The sequence below is a fragment of the Telluria sp. AZSoR62 genome (assembly GCF_058111565.1).
Genome location: NZ_JBYTST010000012.1, coordinates 76727 through 95929, shown reverse-complemented (window position 1 = coordinate 95929; position 19203 = coordinate 76727). Strand labels below are relative to the sequence as shown.

At 65.0% G+C, this 19203-nt stretch carries 23 protein-coding genes; 13 read left to right on the top strand and 10 right to left on the bottom strand.

Translation table 11 applies throughout. The annotated features are described in order from the left end of the window. Window positions 1-81 precede the first annotated feature (81 nt). Window positions 82-297: a hypothetical protein gene (locus AC3XQU_RS18355; RefSeq protein ID WP_489875595.1), complete on the bottom strand. Its 216-nt coding sequence runs from the start codon at window positions 295-297 to the stop codon at window positions 82-84. Window positions 298-550: 253 nt separating this feature from the next. On the opposite strand from AC3XQU_RS18355, the gene AC3XQU_RS18350 reads away from it, so the two are divergent. From AC3XQU_RS18350 to AC3XQU_RS18320, 7 genes are all read left to right on the top strand, one after another. Then, window positions 551-1300 (top strand): Crp/Fnr family transcriptional regulator, encoded by a 750-nt coding sequence (locus AC3XQU_RS18350; RefSeq protein ID WP_489875594.1) that lies wholly within the window; start codon window positions 551-553, stop codon window positions 1298-1300. Between the two features lie 281 nt (window positions 1301-1581). Continuing rightward, window positions 1582-3699, top strand: coding sequence for a PAS domain-containing hybrid sensor histidine kinase/response regulator (locus tag AC3XQU_RS18345; RefSeq protein WP_489875659.1), 2118 nt, complete (start codon window positions 1582-1584; stop codon window positions 3697-3699). After that, window positions 3692-4516: a response regulator gene (locus tag AC3XQU_RS18340; protein WP_489875593.1), complete on the top strand. Its 825-nt coding sequence runs from the start codon at window positions 3692-3694 to the stop codon at window positions 4514-4516. Before AC3XQU_RS18345 ends, AC3XQU_RS18340 begins: the two co-directional genes overlap by 8 nt. Window positions 4517-4743: 227 nt before the next feature. Continuing rightward, complete coding sequence (locus AC3XQU_RS18335; RefSeq protein ID WP_489875592.1) at window positions 4744-5115, top strand: collagen-like protein; 372 nt, start codon at window positions 4744-4746, stop codon at window positions 5113-5115. 74 nt (window positions 5116-5189) lie between these two features. After that, complete coding sequence (locus tag AC3XQU_RS18330) at window positions 5190-5576, top strand: response regulator (protein WP_489875591.1); 387 nt, start codon at window positions 5190-5192, stop codon at window positions 5574-5576. Continuing rightward, window positions 5573-6724 (top strand): ATP-binding protein, encoded by a 1152-nt coding sequence (locus AC3XQU_RS18325; RefSeq protein ID WP_489875590.1) that lies wholly within the window; start codon window positions 5573-5575, stop codon window positions 6722-6724. The genes AC3XQU_RS18330 and AC3XQU_RS18325 overlap by 4 nt, the downstream gene beginning before the upstream one ends. 38 nt (window positions 6725-6762) lie before the next feature. After that, window positions 6763-6981: a hypothetical protein gene (locus AC3XQU_RS18320; RefSeq protein ID WP_489875589.1), complete on the top strand. Its 219-nt coding sequence runs from the start codon at window positions 6763-6765 to the stop codon at window positions 6979-6981. Between the two features lie 76 nt (window positions 6982-7057). Here AC3XQU_RS18320 and AC3XQU_RS18315 read toward each other — a convergent pair whose 3' ends face one another. Further along, window positions 7058-7816 (bottom strand): hypothetical protein, encoded by a 759-nt coding sequence (locus AC3XQU_RS18315; RefSeq protein ID WP_489875588.1) that lies wholly within the window; start codon window positions 7814-7816, stop codon window positions 7058-7060. A 175-nt stretch (window positions 7817-7991) separates the two neighbouring features. Between AC3XQU_RS18315 and AC3XQU_RS18310 the strand changes: the two genes are divergently transcribed. After that, window positions 7992-9089 (top strand): anhydro-N-acetylmuramic acid kinase, encoded by a 1098-nt coding sequence (locus AC3XQU_RS18310; RefSeq protein WP_489875587.1) that lies wholly within the window; start codon window positions 7992-7994, stop codon window positions 9087-9089. A gap of 78 nt (window positions 9090-9167) precedes the next feature. On the opposite strand, the gene erpA is transcribed toward AC3XQU_RS18310, so the two are convergent. The 4 genes from erpA to AC3XQU_RS18290 all read right to left on the bottom strand — a co-directional run bounded on the left by erpA (window position 9168) and on the right by AC3XQU_RS18290 (window position 11968). Beyond that, window positions 9168-9536, bottom strand: a complete 369-nt coding sequence (erpA, locus tag AC3XQU_RS18305) for an iron-sulfur cluster insertion protein ErpA (protein ID WP_489875586.1) — start codon at window positions 9534-9536, stop codon at window positions 9168-9170. 54 nt (window positions 9537-9590) lie between these two features. Next, on the bottom strand, window positions 9591-9992 hold the full coding sequence (locus AC3XQU_RS18300; protein WP_489875585.1) for a bactofilin family protein: 402 nt from the start codon (window positions 9990-9992) through the stop codon (window positions 9591-9593). Window positions 9993-10166: 174 nt separating this feature from the next. After that, a complete protein-coding gene (gene argC / locus AC3XQU_RS18295; protein ID WP_489875584.1) occupies window positions 10167-11204 on the bottom strand; it encodes an N-acetyl-gamma-glutamyl-phosphate reductase in 1038 nt (345 codons plus the stop codon). Between the two features lie 161 nt (window positions 11205-11365). Continuing rightward, complete coding sequence (locus AC3XQU_RS18290) at window positions 11366-11968, bottom strand: TetR/AcrR family transcriptional regulator (RefSeq protein WP_489875583.1); 603 nt, start codon at window positions 11966-11968, stop codon at window positions 11366-11368. Between the two features lie 121 nt (window positions 11969-12089). Between AC3XQU_RS18290 and AC3XQU_RS18285 the strand changes: the two genes are divergently transcribed. Beyond that, window positions 12090-12746, top strand: a complete 657-nt coding sequence (locus tag AC3XQU_RS18285) for an NADPH-dependent F420 reductase (RefSeq protein ID WP_489875582.1) — start codon at window positions 12090-12092, stop codon at window positions 12744-12746. Between the two features lie 117 nt (window positions 12747-12863). On the opposite strand, the gene rpsI is transcribed toward AC3XQU_RS18285, so the two are convergent. Continuing rightward, the gene (gene rpsI, locus AC3XQU_RS18280) at window positions 12864-13256 is read right to left on the bottom strand and encodes a 30S ribosomal protein S9 (protein ID WP_259211456.1); all 393 of its coding nucleotides are present in this window, start codon (window positions 13254-13256) and stop codon (window positions 12864-12866) included. Between the two features lie 9 nt (window positions 13257-13265). Continuing rightward, window positions 13266-13694 (bottom strand): 50S ribosomal protein L13, encoded by a 429-nt coding sequence (rplM, locus tag AC3XQU_RS18275; protein WP_091874105.1) that lies wholly within the window; start codon window positions 13692-13694, stop codon window positions 13266-13268. Between the two features lie 292 nt (window positions 13695-13986). Between rplM and AC3XQU_RS18270 the strand changes: the two genes are divergently transcribed. From AC3XQU_RS18270 to AC3XQU_RS18255, 4 genes are all read left to right on the top strand, one after another. Then, window positions 13987-15453 (top strand): alpha/beta hydrolase, encoded by a 1467-nt coding sequence (locus AC3XQU_RS18270; protein ID WP_489875581.1) that lies wholly within the window; start codon window positions 13987-13989, stop codon window positions 15451-15453. 10 nt (window positions 15454-15463) lie between these two features. Beyond that, window positions 15464-16195: an ABC transporter ATP-binding protein gene (locus tag AC3XQU_RS18265; protein ID WP_489875580.1), complete on the top strand. Its 732-nt coding sequence runs from the start codon at window positions 15464-15466 to the stop codon at window positions 16193-16195. After that, window positions 16192-17376 (top strand): ABC transporter permease, encoded by a 1185-nt coding sequence (locus AC3XQU_RS18260; protein WP_489875579.1) that lies wholly within the window; start codon window positions 16192-16194, stop codon window positions 17374-17376. The genes AC3XQU_RS18265 and AC3XQU_RS18260 overlap by 4 nt, the downstream gene beginning before the upstream one ends. Window positions 17377-17452: 76 nt before the next feature. Next, window positions 17453-17875, top strand: a complete 423-nt coding sequence (locus AC3XQU_RS18255; RefSeq protein ID WP_489875578.1) for an OsmC family protein — start codon at window positions 17453-17455, stop codon at window positions 17873-17875. 154 nt (window positions 17876-18029) lie between these two features. Here AC3XQU_RS18255 and coq7 read toward each other — a convergent pair whose 3' ends face one another. Then, window positions 18030-18674, bottom strand: a complete 645-nt coding sequence (gene coq7 / locus AC3XQU_RS18250) for a 2-polyprenyl-3-methyl-6-methoxy-1,4-benzoquinone monooxygenase (RefSeq protein ID WP_489875577.1) — start codon at window positions 18672-18674, stop codon at window positions 18030-18032. 73 nt (window positions 18675-18747) lie between these two features. Beyond that, window positions 18748-19182 (bottom strand): hypothetical protein, encoded by a 435-nt coding sequence (locus tag AC3XQU_RS18245; protein ID WP_489875576.1) that lies wholly within the window; start codon window positions 19180-19182, stop codon window positions 18748-18750. Window positions 19183-19203 lie beyond the last annotated feature (21 nt).

The following is a 19203-nucleotide window of genomic DNA, read 5'->3' as shown; positions in this document are numbered from 1 at the left end:
TCGTCTCCTGACGTAACAACGCCCCGCCGCATCCTGGATGCAGCGGGGCGTTTTGTTTGGTGCAGGCAGGCATGGCCTGCTCTACCATTTCGAATAGGTTCTTCCAGCCAGCCGGGCGGTCTTTCCGGCAAGGACGGCGATCAGGGGAATGCAGCAGGCCCAGCCCTGTTGCTGGAAGGCCCAGGCCAGGGCGGCGATCCGGCCCGCTGCCAGCGCCACAAGCGGCGACGCGAGAGGATTGTGCCAGCCGGTGGCCGAGAATCCTGTGATTGCTGCATAGCCGCGGTCGAGGCGCATATCGGTACTTTCTAGTAGATCATTTCCCGAATTCTCAGCACGAGGTCATGCAAGTTTGGAAATGCCGGAGCGCGTTGTATTGACAGCTTTTTTGCTCCCGTTGCTTGAATATCTACCTCTACAGGAGCCCGTTCCGTTCGGTAGCACGCGCAACTTCCTTTATTTATTGCAGCCCAGATAGTTGTAGGTTTCAGGTAAATCGCATGCTACCCTGCCCCTTAATCAGTCTTTCCTGACTGAACAATAAGGCAGTATGCAATCTCGGCAAGACCCCAACCAGAACCAGCTTCTCGCTGCCCTGCTCGACGAAGAATTCGACCGCGTCGCTCCTCACCTCGAGCTCTTACCACTGCTCCTTGGCGACGTCCTGTCCGAGTCCGGCGCCAAACCCGATTACGTCTATTTTCCGACGACGGCCATCATTTCGATCCACTACCTGCTGGAAAACGGCGGTTCATCGGAGATTGCCGGGGTCGGTAACGAGGGCATGCTGGGTGTGTCCCTGTTCATGGGCGGCAGCAGCACGCCGAGCCGTGCCGTGATCCAGACCGGCGGCTTCGGCTTCCGGCTGCCGGTGCGGATCCTGGCGGAAGAATTCGACCGTGGCGGTCCGGCCATGCGCATGTTCCTGCGCTACACCCAGGCCTTGCTGACCCATATGTCGCAGACAGCCGTGTGCAACCGCCACCATAGTGTTGAACAGCAATTGTGCCGCTGGCTGCTGCTGACGCTCGACCGCCTCGGATCCGGCGAACTCAGGATGACTCAGGAATTGATCTCGAACATGCTGGGCGTACGGCGCGAAGGCGTGACCGAGGCTGCCGGCAGGCTGCAGCTGCGTGGGTATATCAGCTCGCGGCGCGGCCACATCACCGTGCTCGACCGGGTCGGTCTCGAAGGCCAGGTGTGCGAATGCTACGGGGTGGTCAAGAAGGAATTTGCGCGCCTGCTGCCGGACCTGCGGCAACGCCGGCCCGACGGCCAGCCCGTGCGCGCCGCCTGAGCTTCTTTATTGCAGTCATCCCCTGGCGCCGGATGGCGCCCGTTGTTCCATTTTAGTTAGTACCAATGCAAAACAAGCGACATCTCTCCGTCGAGCGCCTGATGGCGACCGGCTTTACTGCCACCTTCATCGTGCTGCTCCTGGTCAGCGCGATGGCCCTCGACGAGGGCGCCGTCAGCAGCGCGGCTGCGCTGCGCATCGGCGCCAGCCTCGGCTTGCTGCTGTGCGTGCTGGCCGGCCTGCTGGTCGTGGCCAGGCGCCAGGCGCGCCAGCGCAAGATCATGAAGGAACAGGAACCGGCCCCCGCCGAGTCCCTGCTCAAGGCCGGCGCGCTGCAGGACGCGATCTTCAACAGCGAAAATTTCTCCAGCATCGCCACCGATGCCGAAGGCGTGATCCAGATCTTCAATGTCGGCGCCCAGCGCATGCTCGGCTACGCCCCGAAGGACGTGGTCAACAAGCTGACCCCGGCCAGCATTTCGGATGCCAAGGAGCTGATCGAGCGCGCGGCCGCACTGAGCCTGGAGTCCGGCGCCACGATCCGGCCCGGCTTCGAGGCGCTGGTCTACAAGGCCGTGCGCGGCATCGAAGACATCTACGAGCTGACCTATATCCGCGCCGACGGCACCCGCTTCCCGGCACTGGTCTCGGTCACGGCCCTGCGCGGCGCGAAGGATGAAGTCATCGGCTTTTTGCTGATCGGCACCGACAACACCGCCCGCAAGCAGGTGGAAGCCGAGCAGGAACTGCTCGACCAGCGCCTGCGCGACCAGCAGTTCTATACCCGCTCGCTGATCGAATCGAACATCGACCCGCTGATCACCACCGATCCCTGCGGCATCATCAGCGACGTCAACCAGCAGATGGAAATGCTGACCGGCCGTACCCGCGACGAACTGATCGGTTCACCGTTCAGGAGCTGCTTTACCGAGACGCAGCGCAGCGATGAGGCCATTGCCCGCGTGCTCCAGGAAGGCAAGGTCAGGAATTACGAACTGACGGTGCTGGCCTGCGACGGCAAGCAGACGGTGGTCTCGTTCAACGCGACCACGCTGCACGACCGCGACCGCAAGCTGCAGGGCGTGTTTGCCGCGGCGCGCGACGTCACCGAGCGCAAGCAGTTCGAACACGCGCTGCAGGAAACCAATGTCGAGCTGCACGCCGCCCGCGAAGCGGCCGACAAGGCCAACCTGGCCAAATCCGAATTCCTCTCGAGCATGAGCCACGAGCTGCGCACGCCGCTCAATGCGGTGCTTGGCTTTGCCCAGCTGATGGGCTCGGAAGTTCCGGCGCCGGAACCGCGCCAGCAGCGCTCGATCGACCAGATCCTGAAAGGCGGCTGGTACCTGCTGCGCCTGATCAACGAGATCCTCGACCTGACCATGATCGAGGCAGGCAAGGTGACGATGTCGCAGGAATCGATGTCGATCAACGAGGTGCTGCAGGACTGCAAGGGCATGATCGAGCCGCAGGCCACCAAGCGCGGTATCGGGATGAGCTTCCCCTCGCCCGACAATGTGTTTTATGTGCATGCCGACCGCACCCGCATCAAGCAGGTCATGATCAACCTGCTGTCGAACGCCATCAAATACAACGGCCTGGGCGGCAGCGTCATCGTGCAGTGCGCCAACAGCGGCACCGAGCGCGTGCGCATCAGCGTCAAGGATACCGGCGCCGGCCTCTCGGCCGAGCAGCTGGCGCAATTGTTCCAGCCATTCAACCGCCTCGGCCAGCACGACAGCGTCGAAGAAGGCACCGGCATCGGGCTAGTCGTCACCCGACAATTGGTCGAGCTGATGGGTGGACGCATCGGTGTGGACAGCATCGTCGACGTGGGAACGGTGTTCTGGGTGGAGTTCGCAGCCTCGGCGCCGCCGACCCTGCTGCTGGACAACATCGACGAAGACTCGCTCGAGCGCCGCCCGGTCGTTCCGAAGGAACTGGGCGAGCAGCCGACCCTGCTGTACGTCGAAGACAACCCGGCCAATCTCGCCCTGGTCGAGCAATTGATCGCGCGTCGGGGCGACCTGAAACTGCTCACGGCCATCGACGCCCACCTCGGCATCGAGCTGGCGCGCGCCTACCTGCCGGACGTGATCCTGATGGACATCAATTTGCCGGGCATGAGCGGCTACGGCGCACTGAAACGCCTGCGCGAGGATCCACTCACGGCCCACATCCCGGTGCTGGCGCTATCGGCCAATGCGGTGCCGCGCGATATCGAAAAAGGGCTGGAAGCGGGCTTCTTCCGTTACCTGACCAAGCCGATCCGCGTGCACGAATTCATGAATGCGCTCGATCTCGCGCTGGTGCACGCCGCCGCCTACTGCCCGGTGCCGCCCGACGACCAACTCCCACCTCACCACGACGATGACCATCCACGGAACTGCCATGCTTGAAGCCAGCGAAATTCTGAACGCCACCATCCTGATCGTGGATGACCAGGAAGCGAACGTCATGCTGCTCGAAATGATGCTGCACAACGAGGGCTACCGGAACGTCACGACCACCCAGGATCCGCGCACGGTGCGCGCGCTGCACCGGGAGCACCGTTTCGACCTGATCCTGCTCGACCTGCAGATGCCGGAGATGGACGGCTTCGAGGTGATCGAGGCGCTCAAGGAAATCGAAGACGGCGGCTACCTGCCGGTACTGGTGATCACGGCCCAGCCGGCGCACAAGCTGCGCGCCCTGCAGGCGGGCGCAAAGGACTTCGTCAGCAAGCCTTTCGATTTCGTGGAAATGCAGACCCGCATCCACAACATGCTGGAAGTGCGCCTGCTCTACCGCAGGCTGAACGACCACAACCGCCTGCTCGAGCAGACCGTGCTCGAGCGCACGGCCGAGCTGCGGCAGAGCGAAGCGCGTTTCCAGCGCTTCACGGAGCTGTCGTCGGACTGGTATTGGGAGCAGGATGCCACGGGCAAGCTGACGCAATTCTCGGGCCCGGTGGAAGAAATGCTCGGCATCAGCCATGCTGCAACTGCCGAGGAACTGGCGGTGGCCGGCTGGAACGTCGAAGAACGGGCAACACTCGACGCCAACATCGCGAACCGCCAGCCCTTCCTCGACTTCGTCTACAGCCGTACCCTGCCGGACGGGCGGATCCAGTACCTGCAAGTGAGCGGCGAACCGATGTTCGACGCAGCCAGTGCCTTTGTGGGCTACCGCGGCATCGGGCTCGATATCAGCGAGCGCATGCAGCGAACAGCTTGATGGGAAGGACGCCGCCTGCAAACTGCAGGACGGCAAGAACTTGTGTTCGGTTCCGAACGGAACTACCTCAAGCGGCGGAGCATGATGGTCCCACTTCCCCGCTACCGCCTCCCGATCCTGACCTGGGGCAGCGCCTCCGGGCCGATTTCCCCTCCCGCCATGCAACGCTGCCCGACGCCGTCGCGCCGTTCGCCTGCTGCGGCGCACGACCCACACAAGGATTCACCATGAAACATTCCCTCATTCTGCTCGCCCTCGCCGCTACCTTCACCCTGTCGGCCTGCCAGCGCGAAGCGCCGCCGCCGGTCGTCCAGGTGGTTGCCGGTCCGGCCGGTGCGCCTGGCGCGACCGGCGCCACCGGTGCCACCGGCGCCGAAGCCCAGGCTGGAGCGACCGGCGCGACCGGCGCCACGGGTGATACCGGCGCCATGGGCGTGACCGGCGCTACCGGCGCAGAAGGCGTGCAGGGCGATACCGGCGCGACCGGCTACGACGGCGCCAAGGGCAAGACCGGCGACACCGGCGACCAGGGTGTCGACGGCGAAAAAGGCGACAAGGGCAGGACCGGCGACACGGTGATCGTGGTGCCGCAGCGCTGATGCCAAGCTGGCGGCTGCGGCCGCCGGCTTTGCCTGCAAGCGTCGTGACACCCGTCCCACCTAAGGAGAGAAGCATGATTTTAATAGCAGACGATGATTCGGACCTGGCGGAAAACTGCTCGATGATGCTGGAGTCCCACGGCTACGACGTCAGCGTCGTATTGAGCGCGTCGGAAGCAATGGCGCGCATCTCGCGCCAGCAGCCCGAGCTGCTCATTTCCGATTGCTGCATGCCGGGCATGACCGGGCTGGAGTTGAGCGAGCAACTCAAATCCCGACCCGCCGATGGGCATTTCCCCATCTTGCTGATGAGCGGCTCCATGCAGTGCAAGGTAGCCGGCGGAAAGGCGTACGACGCTTTCCTGCGCAAACCGTTCCTTGCAGAAGACCTATTACTACAGGTGCGCACGCTACTTCAGAACAGCGCATGCACCACCCAGGCACATTCAGGAAATCAATGAAATTATCAGACTTTATCCGCAATAATCTTGAATGCATCTTGCAGGAGTGGGAAGACTTCGCGTCGACCCTCGAACCACTTGCCAATGCCAATAAAAAAGAACTGCGGGACCATGCTGCGGCCGTCCTGAAAGTGGTTGCCACCGACCTGGACACACCCCAGGCCGAGCATGAGAGCATTGCCAAGTCCAAGGGCCAGGGCCCGCAGGCGACCGACGATACCGCGGCCGAGATCCACGCAGCCGACCGGGTCGCCTCGGGCTTTACCGGCGAGCAGGTGATGGCGGAATACCGGGCCCTGCGCTCGAGCGTGCTGCGCCTGTGGGCGCGCCAGGCCGAGATCGCGACCGCCGGCGACATCCAGGACATGATCCGCTTTAACGAGTCGATCGACCAGGCCCAGACCGAATCCATGGCGCGCTACGCAAAGATGCTGCGCGAAGCCCAGAACCTGTTCCTGGCCATTCTCGGCCACGATGTCCGCACGCCGCTGGGCGCCATCAGCATGGGCGCCCAGGTGCTGCTGCAGGACCAGACCCTGCCGGCGAAAGTGCTGAAGGTCGCCCTGCGCATCTTCAACAGCTCGAAACGGATGGACGCGATCGTCCGCGACCTGCTGGACTTTTCCACCACCCACCTCGGCGAGGGCATTCCGGTCGATCCGCACACCGTCGATCTGGCGGAGATCAGCCAGGGCGTGGTCGACGAAGCGCGCACCTTCCATCCGGACCGCACGATCGACCTGCTGGTCGAGGGCGACCTGACCGGCGCCTGGGACGGCGCGCGCATGTCGCAGGCCTTCTCCAACCTCATTTCGAATGCCGTCCAGCATGGCCGGCCGGAGGCAGCGGTCAAGGTCGCCCTGCGCGGACTGCCGGCCGAAGTCATCTACGAAGTGCGAAACCAGGCCGATCCCATTTCGCCGGCCAAGCTGCGCACGCTGTTCGACCCGGTCAAGCGTTTCGCCATCCGTCCGGCGAGCGAGCGCGCCTCTGCACGCACCCAGAACCTGGGGCTGGGGCTGTATGTCGTCAAACAAATTGTCGCAGCGCACGAGGGCGAAGTCTCGGTGATCTCGAACGAAGATGACGGTGTCGTCATTTCCGCGCGCCTGCCGCGCGTCGTGCCCAACCGCAGGAACGATGACTGACCGGCAGTTCTTCACATAAAACCAAAAGGATAATAAAAATGAACAGCACCAGGATCATCGGCATCGTCCTCCTCGTCGCAGGCCTGCTCGGCGCCGCGCTGGGAGGCTTCAGCTTTACCCAGGACACGCACAAGGCCAGCGTCGGGCCGTTCAACCTGTCTGTCGAGGAAGAGAAACAGGTGAATATCCCCTTGTGGGCCAGCCTGGCTGCCATCGTGGCGGGTGCGGCCGTATTGATCGCCGGCGGCAAGCGCTAGGACGCAGGCACGACACGAAACGCCCCGCCGCATCGTGCATGCCGCGGGGCGTTCATGTTTGACTTGGGTGTGCGTTTTACGGCTTGGCGCTCTGATGCCATTCCCGGATTGCCGCGCTGATCGCCACCGCCTCGCGCAAGATGTCCTTCAGCTCCGATTCGGGCGGTTTGATCTCGCCATGCAGGATCCAGTCGAATTGTTGCGCCATGCCGCGAGCGCGTGCTGCAAGTTCGGGCGGGCCGCGCCGGGCCAGTTCCGGGTTGTTCATTTCGTCGATCGAGACGCCTTCGCGGTGGTAGGCGTAGATGAAGCGCCCGAGCGTCTCGTAATACGGCGCTTCCGGGGGTTGCCGCCCCACCGCCGCAGCGCTGCTGCGCACCGCTGCCTCCCGCACGGAGGCGCAGGCATCGATATGGTAGTCGAGCGCAAGCGCATAGCCATTGGGAGCATAGCGGGTCACCAGAAGGCCATGCTGCGCATCGTAATTGCCCGCTCCCACCGCCTTGTCGGTAAAACAGACCGCCAGGTCCTCGATACCGTCCCCATTGATATCCCGCCGCTCGGTGACCACCATCTGGTAGAACCAGTCGGGGCGCGCAAACTCGGCCAGCGACTCCGTAACCCGGGTCGGCTTCAGCTGGAAGTCCGCGAAGGTGCGCTGGCCGGGCGTGCGGCGCGGGCCGAAGGAACTGCGGATCGAGGCCAGGTCGAACTGGTCCGCCAGGAACTGGCCGAGCCCCTGCTTCGGAAAATGCGACACCATTGGAGCTGCCTGCGCCGTGCCGGCCAGCGCCAGCCAGCAAAGACCTTGTACAACGATGGCGACCTTGTTCACAATGCTCTCCTGAATGGTTTTGACTCAGGGTAGCAGACACGGCCCTGCTGCAAATGCGTCATTTGTCACGCCGGCGGCTGCCCGGCCCGCCTTCCGCTTTTCGGGCGCACCGTTTAGTATGCAGGGGCGCCGGCACCGCCCGCGCTGTCCCATGTCAATCGAGCGAGAACGCCCTATGAGCCCCTCCCCTTCCCTCTACATCGGCCTGATGTCCGGCACCAGCCTCGACGGCGTCGACGGCGTGCTGGCCGACTTCGCGGGTGGCAGCATCCGCTCGCTCGGCGCCGCCTTCACGCCCTTCCCTGCGGAGCTGCGCAGCGAACTGATGGCGCTGCAGGCGGCCAGCGAGAACGAACTGGAACGCGAGGCCCTGGCCGCCAACGCGCTGGCGCTGTGCTATGCCGACTGCGTGCGCCAGCTGATGCCATCGGCAAGCGTGCCGGTGACGGCCGTGGCCGTGCATGGCCAGACCATCCGCCACCGCCCGGAACTGGGTTTCACGCGCCAGACCAACAATCCGGCGCTGCTGGCCGAGCTCACGGGCATCGACGTCATTGCCGACTTCCGCACCCGCGACGTGGCGGCCGGCGGCCAGGGCGCGCCGCTGGTGCCGGCCTTCCACGACGCCGCCTTCGGCAAGCCGGGCACCGCGCGCGTGGTGGTGAATATCGGCGGGATCGGCAACATCAGCGTGCTGCACGGCGATGGCCGCGTGACCGGTTTCGACACCGGGCCGGGCAATGTCTTGATGGATTTGTGGATCGGCCGCCACCTGGGCAAGCCGTATGACGAGGACGGCGCCTGGGCCGCGGGCGGCAGTGTCGATGAGCCGCTGCTGCAGGCGCTGCTGGACGAGCCCTATTTCCGCCAGCCGGCGCCCAAGAGCACGGGCCGCGACCTGTTCCACGACCAATGGCTCGATAAAAAGCTGGCGGGATTCTCCGAGGTGACGCCGCAGGACGTCATGGCGACGCTGACGCGCCTGACGGCCGTCACGATTGCAGAAGCGATCCGCGGCGGCAGCACGGGCGTGGAAGCGATCTATGTCTGTGGCGGCGGCGCCTATAACGCTACCTTGCTGCGCGACATCGGCGCCGCGCTGGGCGGCGTGCAGGTGGAATCGACGGCGGCCCTGGGCGTGGCGCCGAACCGGGTCGAGGCGCTGGCCTTCGCCTGGCTGGGCTACCGCTTCGCCCAGCGCGAGCCGGGCAATCTGGCGGCCGTCACCGGCGCACGCGGACCGCGCATCCTGGGCGCCCTGTATCCGGCATAACAATCGGCGCACAAATAGAAACGGCCCGGATCAACCGGGCCGTCGACTGCCCGGATCACCGGGCGGCCTGGGGGAACTTTACGCCGAGAACGAGGAGCCGCAACCGCAGGTCGACTGGGCGTTCGGGTTCTTGATGACGAACTGGGCGCCTTCGAGGTCGTCTTTGTAGTCGATCTCGGCGCCGACCAGGTACTGGTAGCTCATCGAGTCGATCAGCAGCTGGACGCCGTTCTTTTCCATCGTGGTGTCGTCTTCGTTGACGATTTCGTCGAACGTGAAGCCGTACTGGAAGCCGGAGCAGCCGCCACCCTGCACGAAGACGCGCAGCTTGAGGTCGGGATTGCCTTCTTCTTCGATCAGCTGTGCAACTTTTTGTGCCGCGCTGTCGGTGAAGTTGATCGGGACGGGGATCGTGTCAAGGTCTTGCACTTCGACGACTGCGGTCATGGGAGAACTCCTGGTGAATTTCGAATTACGCCCATTATAGACCCTAGTGGCAAGTCATGCTGCGGACCCTGCCTCGGCGTCGGCCAGATGAAACACCGGTTCGCCGGCTGGTTCGTGGGTCAGTTTCCCGGTCACGAGGGCGCCGCCGTGCATCTCGAGCAAACGGTAATGGACATCACCATGTATGCGGCCTTTCGGCTGTAATTCAAGCAGTTCCGACGAATACACCGAGCCGGCGATATAACCGTTGACCACCAGGCTGGCGCAGCGCACCTCGCCCTCGATGCGGGCGTGCTCGGAGACGATCAGCATGCTGTCGGCGCCGTCGGCCGCGACCACGTTGCCGTGCACTTCACCGTCGATGCGCAGTCCGCCGGTAAAGCACAGGTCGCCCTCGATCCGGGCCGAGATGCCGACCAGGCTGTCAATCTCGCTCTTTACTTGTCGACCGAACATGTTCCACCCCTCCTGAATGGCGCCCGCGGCGGCTGCCGGAACGCGAGATCACCTGTGCATTGGTCAATTTACCGTGCTCAACAGGGGTGGTCTTGATCTAGATCGGGAGGGTGGAAGTGTTGCCAGAATGCCGCGCGGAAACGCTGTCCGCGGCCCTCGCCGGGAGGCGAAATCTCAAGGCAGCAGCGCGATGTGCTTCAGGCCGGTCGTTTCGTCCAGGCCGAACATCAGGTTCATGCACTGCACGGCCTGGCCGGACGCGCCCTTGACCAGATTGTCCTGCACCACCAGGATGACGACGGTGTTGCCGCCGTCCGGACGGTGCACGGCCAGGCGCAGCATGTTCGAGCCGCGGGTCGAGCGGGTTTCCGGGTGCGAGCCGAACGGCATCACGTCGACAAAGGCGCTGTCCTTGTATTCGTTCTCGAACAGGGCCTGCAGGGCGGCATCGTCGATGTCCTTCGTCAGGCGCGCGTACAGGGTCGCGTGCATGCCGCGGATCATCGGCACCAGGTGCGGGGTGAACACCAGGCCGACTTTCTGGTCGGTGAAGCGCGCCAGCTGGGCCGAGGTTTCCGGCGTGTGGCGGTGACCGTGCACGCCGTAGGCCTTGAAGTTGTCGCTCGATTCCGAGAACAGCGTGCCGATCTCGGCCTTGCGCCCGGCGCCGGACACGCCCGACTTGGCGTCGGCGATCAGGTTGCCCGCGTCGATGACGCCGGCTTTCAACAGCGGGTAGAAGCCCAGCTGCATCGTGGTCGGGTAGCAGCCCGGATTGGCGATCAGGCGCGCGCCCTTGATGGCCTCGCGGTTCAGTTCCGGCAGGCCGTACACGGCTTCCTCGAGCAGCTCGGGCGCGGTGTGCGGGATCTTGTACCACTTCTCGAACGTGGCCTGGTCCTTCAGGCGGAAGTCGGCCGCCAGGTCGATCACCTTGACGCCGGCCGCCAGCAGGGCCGGCGCTTGCGCCATCGCCACGCCGTGCGGGGTCGCGAAGAACACCACGTCGCACTGGGTCAGGTCGGCCTTGTCCGGGCTCGAGAAGGCCAGGTCGACGCTGCCCCGCAGCGAAGGGAACATGTCGGCCACCGGCAGGCCGTCTTCCTTGCGCGAGGTGATCGCGGTCAGCTGCACGTCGGGGCGCGCGGCCAACAGCCGCAGCAATTCCACGCCCGTGTATCCGGTTCCGCCAACGATGCCAACTTTGATCATGTTCTGTTCCTTCGTAATGTAAAAATGACCTTTTCAGGACGAGGCTGCATTTTAACAGCGCAGAAAAATGCGTGCCTCCTGGGGCACCTGGGACAGCTGTGCTTGCCATGCAAACAATGTTTGCATTCCGCACCATAACGCCGAATATCCTGTGCATGCCCCTAGGCTGCCTGTTCGGCGCGGCCGGCGGGCCACGCCGCCAGGGCTTGCTCGGCGACGGCCTGCAGCATCTCGCGGCTGAAGCCGGCCTTGGCCTGCACGGCGATGCCATGGGTGACGGCCATCAGGAAAGCTGCCAACGCCTCTGGTCTTGCCGTTGCCGGCAAGTCTCCTTCCGTCCTGGCGCGCTCGAAGCGTTCGCGCAGCCGGCCCTCGCCTTCGGCCCGGAACGCAATCAGGGCCTGGCGCACGGGTTCCGCGCTGTCCGAGCCGGCCAGCACGCCATTGACGCCGAGGCAGCCGCGCTGGTCGTCGAACATGGTATTGAGCTCGACTGCCCGGTGCAGGACATGGGCTGCCACCTCTCGCGCGGTCGGCAGCGCCAGGGCGTCGGGAATGTAGGCCAGGTAGCGTTCGTTGTAACGAGCCAGAGCCTGGCGGAACAAGGCTTCCTTGTTACCGAAGGCAGCATACAGGGCAGGCCGCTCGACCCCGGCCGCTTCGGTAAGGTCGACATAGGAAGTGCCTTCATAGCCCTTGCGCCAGAATACGCACAATGCGGCGTCAAGCGCCGTCTCCACGTCGAATTCACGGTGGCGTCCCATGACCTCCCCCTTTTAATAATGTTTGCTACAGAAATGCCTTGACAGCATCACAGGTCAAAATTATATACTGACCGTTATCGTAATAGTCGTTACGGTAAATTTCAACTCAGAGAGGAATGTCATGCCCATGACTACCATCGGCATCATCGGCGCCGGCGAGGTCGGCAGCCAGGTCGCCTGCGCCGCCATCGCCAGCGGCTACCACGTCGTCATCGCCAATTCACGCGGACCGGAAACGCTTGCCGGCCTGGTCGGCGAACTCGGGCCGGCAGCGCGCGCGGCTACGGCGGCCGGCGCGGCCGCGGCAGGCGACTTCGTTGTCATCGCCGTGCCGCTCAAAATGACCAACGACATGCCGGTCGCCGAACTCGCCGGAAAGATCGTGCTCGATACGAACAACTACATGGCCTGGCGCGACGGTCATTTCGCCGTGGTCGATAGCGGGGACAAGACCGTGCACGAACTGCGCCAGCAGCAGTTGCCGACATCCAGGGTAGCGAAAGCCTTCACCCATATCCAGGCGCCACGCATCACGGCCTGGTCGCGGCCGCCGGGCGCGCCGGACCGGGTGGCCTTGTCGACCTCGAGCGATTATCCGGAGGCTGTGGCACTGGTGACGAGCCTGTACGACGCCTTCGGCTTCGATACCGTCGACCACAGCCCGCTGGCCGAATCCTGGCGCAGCGCTCCTGGCCAGCCGGCGTGGAAGCAGGAACGCCATGACCGGGCGGCGCTGGCCGCCAACCTTGCCCGGGCTCGCCATCCGGCTGCCGGCTAGCGGGCAGGTACTCGCACGGCACCTTGCCGCAAAACCGCGGCCCAAAAACAAAAAGCCGCCCACCTTGCGGAGGACGGCTTTCTTGCAGCAGCGCCCAGGGGCGCTGTCGAAGTCGAATTAACGCTTCGAGAACTGCTTTGCGCGACGTGCTTTACGCAGGCCGACTTTCTTACGCTCGACTTCACGGGCGTCACGGGTGACGAAACCGGCACGTGCCAGGTCGCCCTTGAGGCCTGCATCGTAGTCGATCAGGGCGCGGGTGATGCCGTGGCGCACTGCACCAGCTTGGCCGGACTCGCCGCCGCCGTGCACGTTGACCTTGATGTCGAAACGCTCGACGTTGCCGGTCAGTTCCAGTGGCTGGCGAATGACCATCAGGCCGGTTTCGCGCGAGAAGTATTCGTTCGCAGGCTTGCCGTTCACGATGATCAGGCCGGTGCCCGCTTTGATGAACACGCGAGCGACTGCACTCTTGCGACGGCCGGTGCCGTAGTTGTAGTTACCGATCATGTCAGTTCCTTAGAGGGTCAGTGCTTGTGGTTGCTGTGCTGCGTGCGGGTGCGAACCTTCCGCGTACACTTTCAGCTTCTTGATCATTGCATAGCCCAGCGGGCCCTTCGGCAGCATGCCTTTGACAGCCTTTTCCAGGGCACGGCCCGGGAAGCGCTGTTGCATTTTCAGGAAGTTGGTTTCGTAGATACCGCCCGGGTAGCCCGAGTGACGGTAGTACGTCTTGTTGGTGGCCTTGGTGCCGGTCACGCGCAGCTTGCCTGCGTTGATGACGACGATAAAGTCACCGGTATCGACGTGCGGAGTGAATTCTGGCTTGTGTTTGCCGCGCAGTCGGAGTGCCACTTCGCTGGCAACACGTCCGAGGACCAAGTCCGTCGCGTCAATCACAAACCAGTCGCGCTGGACTTCATGGCCCTTAGCGGAAAAAGTTTTCATGTTGACTTCCTAATTAAAAGTGCTCACTGTGGTGGTTCCGCCCTTGCTGCAGCGGACTCTGCCTTATTATCTTCCCCGAGCAAAGGGAAAGCCCACGATGATAGCCGATTCACGGTAGAGGCGTCAATCCGCCTGCCGCCCGCTGTGGCTTTTTACGCTCCCTCGCCTGCCGACCCTGCCTCCTTCCGCGCCAATCAAGCTCTCCCGCATAATTTCGTGCGAGCTTGCAACTAAGTTATTGACCGGCAAAACGATGGCAACCTACTATGCAGGCAACCCCTGAGGAGATTGTGTGAAGACAAGATCGTTCCTGCCCGCCGCCGCCATCTGGCTGGCGGCATCGACTGCCGGCGCGGCAGCGCCCACCGGCGCAGCAAGCGCCGGCCCGGCAGCCAAGCCGGTCCCCGCGGCCAGCCGCAGCTGCCACTTGCCCGGCGCCACCGATGCGCTGCGCTGCATCAGCCTGCAGGTTCCGGTCGACCACGCCAACCCGCGCGCCGGCAGCATGAAGCTGCACGTCACCGTGGCGCCGGCGCACCGCGACGGCACCCGGGGCGACCCGCTGTTCGTGCTGGCCGGCGGTCCCGGCCAGGCCGGCAGCGACGTGGTGCAGCTGCTGTCGCTGGCCTTCGGCCGCGTGCGCGCCACCCGCGACATCGTCTTCATCGACCAGCGCGGCACCGGCCTGTCGGGCAAGCTCGATTGCAAGAACAAGCCCGAGCACGAGACCATGACCGAAGCGCAGCTGGAGGCCGAGCTGCGCGCCTGCATCGCCGCCAACAAGGCGCCATGGAGCGCCTACACCACCGAAGCCAGCGCGCGCGATATCGAGCTGGTGCGCCGCGCGCTCGGCTACGGCGCCGTCAACGTCTGGGGCGCTTCCTACGGCACCCGCCTGGGCCAGGCCTATGCCCGCCTGTACCCGGCCAGCCTGCGCAGCATCGTGCTCGACGGCGTGGCCGCGCCCGACCAGGTGATCCCGGCCGGCGCGCGCGACGCCCAGGCCGCCCTCGACAAGACCTTTGCCCTGTGCGCCAGGGACCCCGCCTGCAACAAGGCCTTCCCCACCGTGCGCGCCGACTTCGACGCCCTGGTGGCCAAGCTGGCCGCCGGCCCGGTGCAGTTGTCGATCACCGACCCGCGCACCGCGAAACCACTGGCGCTGTCGATGACCTCGGCGCGCTTCCTGGGCACCGTGCACAACATCCTGTATTCGCCGGCCGACGCGCGCCGCCTGCCCTTCCTGATCCACAACGCGGCCCAGGGCCGCTGGCAGCCCTTCGTGGCGCGCCAGAACCTGGCCAGCGACTTCGGCGCCGAAGGCAACATGGCCATGCTGATGCACCTGGCCGTGGTGTGCGCCGAAGACATCCCGCGCTTCACGCCCGAGCTGCTCAAGTCCGATGTGGGCCAGCTGACCAAGACCCTGGCCGACAAGATGCCGGCCATGTGCAAGGCGATGAACGTGCCGGCCGTGGCGTACCGCAGCCCGAGCCCGATCGCGACCCCGGCCCTGCTGCTGTCGGGCGCCCTCGATCCGGTCACGCCGCCGCACCGCGCCGCCGCCGCCGCCAGGTACATGACCCATGCCCAGCAGGTAGTCGTGGACAATGCCGGCCACGGCGTCTCGCAGCTCGGCTGCGCCCCGCGCCTGCTGCGCGCGTTCCTCGACAAGCCGCAAGCCCCGCTCGACGCCAAGTGCCTGGGCGAGATCCCGGCTCCCACCTTCCAGCTCGGCAGCGCCGGCCCGCAACCTTAAGGCGACAGACATGATTGAAGTCCACGATGTACGCAAGCAGTTTGGCGCCGTCAAGGCGCTCGGGGGCGTGAGCTTCACCGCGCGCGACGGCCAGATCACCGCGCTGCTCGGCCCCAACGGCGCCGGCAAGACCACCTTGCTGCGCACCCTGGTCGGGCTGCTCAAGCGCGACCACGGCACGATCTCGATCGACGGCATCGACCCGGAAAAAGATCCGATGGCGGTACGCCGCAGCATCGGCTTCCTGACCGACCAGTTCGGGCTCTACGAGCGCCTGTCCACGCGCGAATACCTCACCTATTTCGGCGAGCTCAATGGCATGGACCGTCCCGCCATCGGCAAGCGCATCGAGGAAGTGTCGGCGCTGCTCGGCATGGAAGACATCCTGGCGCGCCGCAGCAAGGGCTTCTCGCAGGGCCAGCGCATCAAGGTCGCGCTGGCGCGCACCCTGCTGCACCGCCCGCGCCACCTGCTGCTCGATGAACCGAGCCGCGGCCTGGACGTCATGAGCACGCGCGCCCTGCGCACCGCCCTGGGCGCCCTGCGCGCCGACGGCTGCTGCGTGATCATGGCCACCCACGTGATGCAGGAAGTGACGGCCCTGTGCGAAGACGTGATCGTCATCGCCGGCGGCCACACCGTGGCCCAGGGCTCGCCCGAAGAACTGTGCCGGCGCACCGGCATCGCCAACCTGGAAGACGCCTTCGTCAGCCTGGTCGGCACCGAAGAAGGAATCGCATGAAATCCCGGCTCTTGATCGTCTATCTCAAGGAATTGCGCGAAACCCTGCGCGACAAGCGCACGCTGGGCATGCTCGCCCTGTTCACGCTGCTGTACCCGCTGATCATCGGCCTGACGATGCACCAGCTGATCGAAAAGAGCACCAAGACCGAGCGCGAAGGCGTCGACCTGGCGGTGATCGGCGGCGCGAAGGCGCCGACCCTGATGGCCCAGCTGGGCCAGAAGAACATCACCGTCAAGGACACCGCGCCGATGAGCGAGGACGCCATCGGCGAGCTGCTGCGCACCAAGAAGGTGGCGGCGGTGCTGCGCCTGCCGGACGACTTCAGCGAGAACTACTACGCGATGCGTCCGGCCCGGGTCGAGATCTGGTACGACTCGGCGGCCGAGAGCAATTCGCAGCGCCGCGAAGTGCAGGACGTGCTCGACGCCTATGGCTCGAACGTGGCCAGCGCGCGCCTGCTGGCGCACGGCGTGTCGCCGGCGGCGCTCACGCCGATCCACGTGCAGCGCTACGACACCGGCACCAATGCCTCGCGCTCGGCCATGCTGGTCGGGAGCATCATGGGCGTGCTGTTCCTGCCGGCCTTCATGCTGACCATGTCGGCCTCGGTCGACAGCACCGCCGGCGAGCGCGAACGGCGCTCGCTCGAAGTGCTGATGGCGCAGCCCGCGCATACCTGGGAACTCATCGGCGGCAAGTGGCTGGCCGCGAGCCTGCTGGGCGTGGTCGGCGTGACCGTGGAACTGGTACTGGCCCACATCATGCTCATGTGGCTGCCGCTCGAGGAAATCGGCATGTCTTGGAGCCTGGGCTGGGGCGACCTGGCCCTGGTCTGCCTGGTATCGGCGCCGCTGTCGCTGCTGGCAGGCGCCCTGTACGTGGCGCTGGCCATGAATTCCAAGACCTTCAAGGAAGCGCAGACGGTCCTGAGCTTCGTTCTGATCCTGCCGATCGTCCCGGGCATCGTCGTGTCCTTCCTCGACCTCAAGACCGCGCTGTGGATGTATGCGGTGCCGATGCTGTCGAACCAGACCCTGATCAAGGAATTGTCCAAGGGCGGCGACCTGGGCAGCCTGCCCTTCCTGCTGACCTTCCTGTGCTCGGCGGTGCCGGCGCTCCTGATCGTGGCCTTTGCCAGCTGGCGCATGAAGAGCGAGCGCTACGTGCTGGCGGTGTAGGCTTTGGCGGGGCGCCGGCACAGGCGCCCGCCCTGCCTTACAATCACCGGCACTGGTTCAATAGCGGAGAAATCGCATGGAAGTGAAAGTCAGCTGGAATGGCCCGTCGGGCATGAGTTTTCGGGCCGAGACCGGCACCGGCCACATGGTGGCGATGGATGGCGCCCCGGAAGCCGGCGGCCACAACCTGGCGCCGCGCCCGATGGAGATGGTCCTGGTCGGCACCGGCGGCTGCACCGCCTACGACGTGGTCCTGATCCTGAAACGCGGGCGCGAGGACGTGCGCGGCTGCGACGTGACGCTGCAGGCCGAGCGCGCGGAGACCGATCCCAAGGTGTTCACGAAGATTAATTTCCACTTCACGGTCACGGGGCGCAACCTCAAGCCGGCGGCGGTGGAGCGCGCCGTGACGCTCTCGCACGACAAGTACTGCTCGGCGTCGATCATGCTGGCCCAGACCGCGCAGATCACGCATTCGATCGAGATCGTCGAAGTTTGATCGCGCTTGTTGGCTGCTCGGAAGCTGGTTGAACGCGTGGGCAAGGAACTTGCCCACGCTACGAGTAGCCGGCGAACCGTAAGGTGGGCAGGTCCCCTGCCCACGCGGTGATAGCCAGCGCGCGCATCAGCGCTCAGGCGGATCTCGCAAATAACTAAATACGATACGCCGTCGTCGTCATCACCTTCGACATCGCCGTCATCACCATCCGCACCGGCGCCGGCATCTCCGAGGCGCCCAGCGCCTGCGCCGAGGCGCCGTGGGCGATTTCATCGACCCGCATCTGCTCCACGATCGCGCGCGAGCGGGCGTCCTGGGGCGGGAGCTGTTCGAGGTGCTGGTTGAGGTGGGCCTCGACCTGGCGCTCGGTCTCGACCACGAAGCCCAGGCTGTGCGGGTCGCCCAGCTTGGCCGCGATCGAGCCCAGCACATACGAGCCGGCATACCACAGCGGATTGAGGATGCTCGGCTGCGAACCCAGTTCCGACAGGCGTTCGGCGGTCCAGGCCAGGTGGTCTTCTTCCTCGCGCGCCGATTTCTTGAACTGGGCGCGGATCGTCTCGCTCTTGCCGAAGCGCGCCTGGGCGTCGTACAGCGCCTGGGCGCAGACTTCGCCGACGTGGTTCACGCGCATCAGGCCTGCGCTGTGGCGGCGCTCGTCGTCGCTCAGTTCGCAGTCGGTGGCGTGGGCGCCCGGGTTCGGGCGCGAAGAGGCGGCCACGCCGCCCACCACGCGCAGGGCCTTGTCGAAACCCGTGATCAGGCTGTCGAGGGGGGAGTTGGAACGGTAAGCGCTCATGGTGTCGTCGATGCAGTATTCGAAAACACCATTATAGGCCGAGCGCCCGGGCCGGGACGCCCGCCTCGGCGCATCAGGCGCCGCCCTGCCCCGCCGCCAGCGCCTTCTGGCGCGCCACCCAGTCGGCCAGCGGGCCGTCGGGCTCCAGTCCCGAGATATTCTTGGCCACGCCCAGGTTCAGCTCGAGCAGGAAGGGAATCGATTCGATCGGCAGGTCCGGGCAGTGGCGGCGGAAGGCCTCGGTAAAGCGCGGCGACTCCACGGTCGGCATCACCTTCTCGCCGCTCATGTACTGCAGCACGCTGGCGATGCTGTGGCCCTTGCCGAGCGTATGGTAGATGAAGCGGTTGAAGGCGCGGTCCACGGCCTTGAAGTCGATCGCCTCCTGGGTCATCAGCCCGGCCAGGTAATACAGCCCCAGGCCGACGCGGAACCAGTCGGTCGCCTCGACCCGGTCGCGGCCCTCGCGCATCAATGCCAGCAGCTTGTCCTCGATGACCTTGTTCATCCTTCCATTATCCACGTTTAC

What these genes read in the sequence shown, in the direction of transcription:
- AC3XQU_RS18355 (WP_489875595.1), bottom strand. Translation starts at nt 297, where the DNA reads ATGCGCCTCGACCGCGGCTATGCAGCAATCACAGGATTCTCGGCCACC.
- AC3XQU_RS18350 (WP_489875594.1), top strand. Translation starts at nt 551, where the DNA reads ATGCAATCTCGGCAAGACCCCAACCAGAACCAGCTTCTCGCTGCCCTG.
- AC3XQU_RS18345 (WP_489875659.1), top strand. Translation starts at nt 1,582, where the DNA reads ATGAAGGAACAGGAACCGGCCCCCGCCGAGTCCCTGCTCAAGGCCGGC.
- AC3XQU_RS18340 (WP_489875593.1), top strand. Translation starts at nt 3,692, where the DNA reads ATGCTTGAAGCCAGCGAAATTCTGAACGCCACCATCCTGATCGTGGAT.
- AC3XQU_RS18335 (WP_489875592.1), top strand. Translation starts at nt 4,744, where the DNA reads ATGAAACATTCCCTCATTCTGCTCGCCCTCGCCGCTACCTTCACCCTG.
- AC3XQU_RS18330 (WP_489875591.1), top strand. Translation starts at nt 5,190, where the DNA reads ATGATTTTAATAGCAGACGATGATTCGGACCTGGCGGAAAACTGCTCG.
- AC3XQU_RS18325 (WP_489875590.1), top strand. Translation starts at nt 5,573, where the DNA reads ATGAAATTATCAGACTTTATCCGCAATAATCTTGAATGCATCTTGCAG.
- AC3XQU_RS18320 (WP_489875589.1), top strand. Translation starts at nt 6,763, where the DNA reads ATGAACAGCACCAGGATCATCGGCATCGTCCTCCTCGTCGCAGGCCTG.
- AC3XQU_RS18310 (WP_489875587.1), top strand. Translation starts at nt 7,992, where the DNA reads ATGAGCCCCTCCCCTTCCCTCTACATCGGCCTGATGTCCGGCACCAGC.
- erpA (WP_489875586.1), bottom strand. Translation starts at nt 9,536, where the DNA reads ATGACCGCAGTCGTCGAAGTGCAAGACCTTGACACGATCCCCGTCCCG.
- AC3XQU_RS18300 (WP_489875585.1), bottom strand. Translation starts at nt 9,992, where the DNA reads ATGTTCGGTCGACAAGTAAAGAGCGAGATTGACAGCCTGGTCGGCATC.
- argC (WP_489875584.1), bottom strand. Translation starts at nt 11,204, where the DNA reads ATGATCAAAGTTGGCATCGTTGGCGGAACCGGATACACGGGCGTGGAA.
- AC3XQU_RS18290 (WP_489875583.1), bottom strand. Translation starts at nt 11,968, where the DNA reads ATGGGACGCCACCGTGAATTCGACGTGGAGACGGCGCTTGACGCCGCA.
- AC3XQU_RS18285 (WP_489875582.1), top strand. Translation starts at nt 12,090, where the DNA reads ATGCCCATGACTACCATCGGCATCATCGGCGCCGGCGAGGTCGGCAGC.
- rpsI (WP_259211456.1), bottom strand. Translation starts at nt 13,256, where the DNA reads ATGATCGGTAACTACAACTACGGCACCGGCCGTCGCAAGAGTGCAGTC.
- rplM (WP_091874105.1), bottom strand. Translation starts at nt 13,694, where the DNA reads ATGAAAACTTTTTCCGCTAAGGGCCATGAAGTCCAGCGCGACTGGTTT.
- AC3XQU_RS18265 (WP_489875580.1), top strand. Translation starts at nt 15,464, where the DNA reads ATGATTGAAGTCCACGATGTACGCAAGCAGTTTGGCGCCGTCAAGGCG.
- AC3XQU_RS18260 (WP_489875579.1), top strand. Translation starts at nt 16,192, where the DNA reads ATGAAATCCCGGCTCTTGATCGTCTATCTCAAGGAATTGCGCGAAACC.
- AC3XQU_RS18255 (WP_489875578.1), top strand. Translation starts at nt 17,453, where the DNA reads ATGGAAGTGAAAGTCAGCTGGAATGGCCCGTCGGGCATGAGTTTTCGG.
- coq7 (WP_489875577.1), bottom strand. Translation starts at nt 18,674, where the DNA reads ATGAGCGCTTACCGTTCCAACTCCCCCCTCGACAGCCTGATCACGGGT.
- AC3XQU_RS18245 (WP_489875576.1), bottom strand. Translation starts at nt 19,182, where the DNA reads ATGAACAAGGTCATCGAGGACAAGCTGCTGGCATTGATGCGCGAGGGC.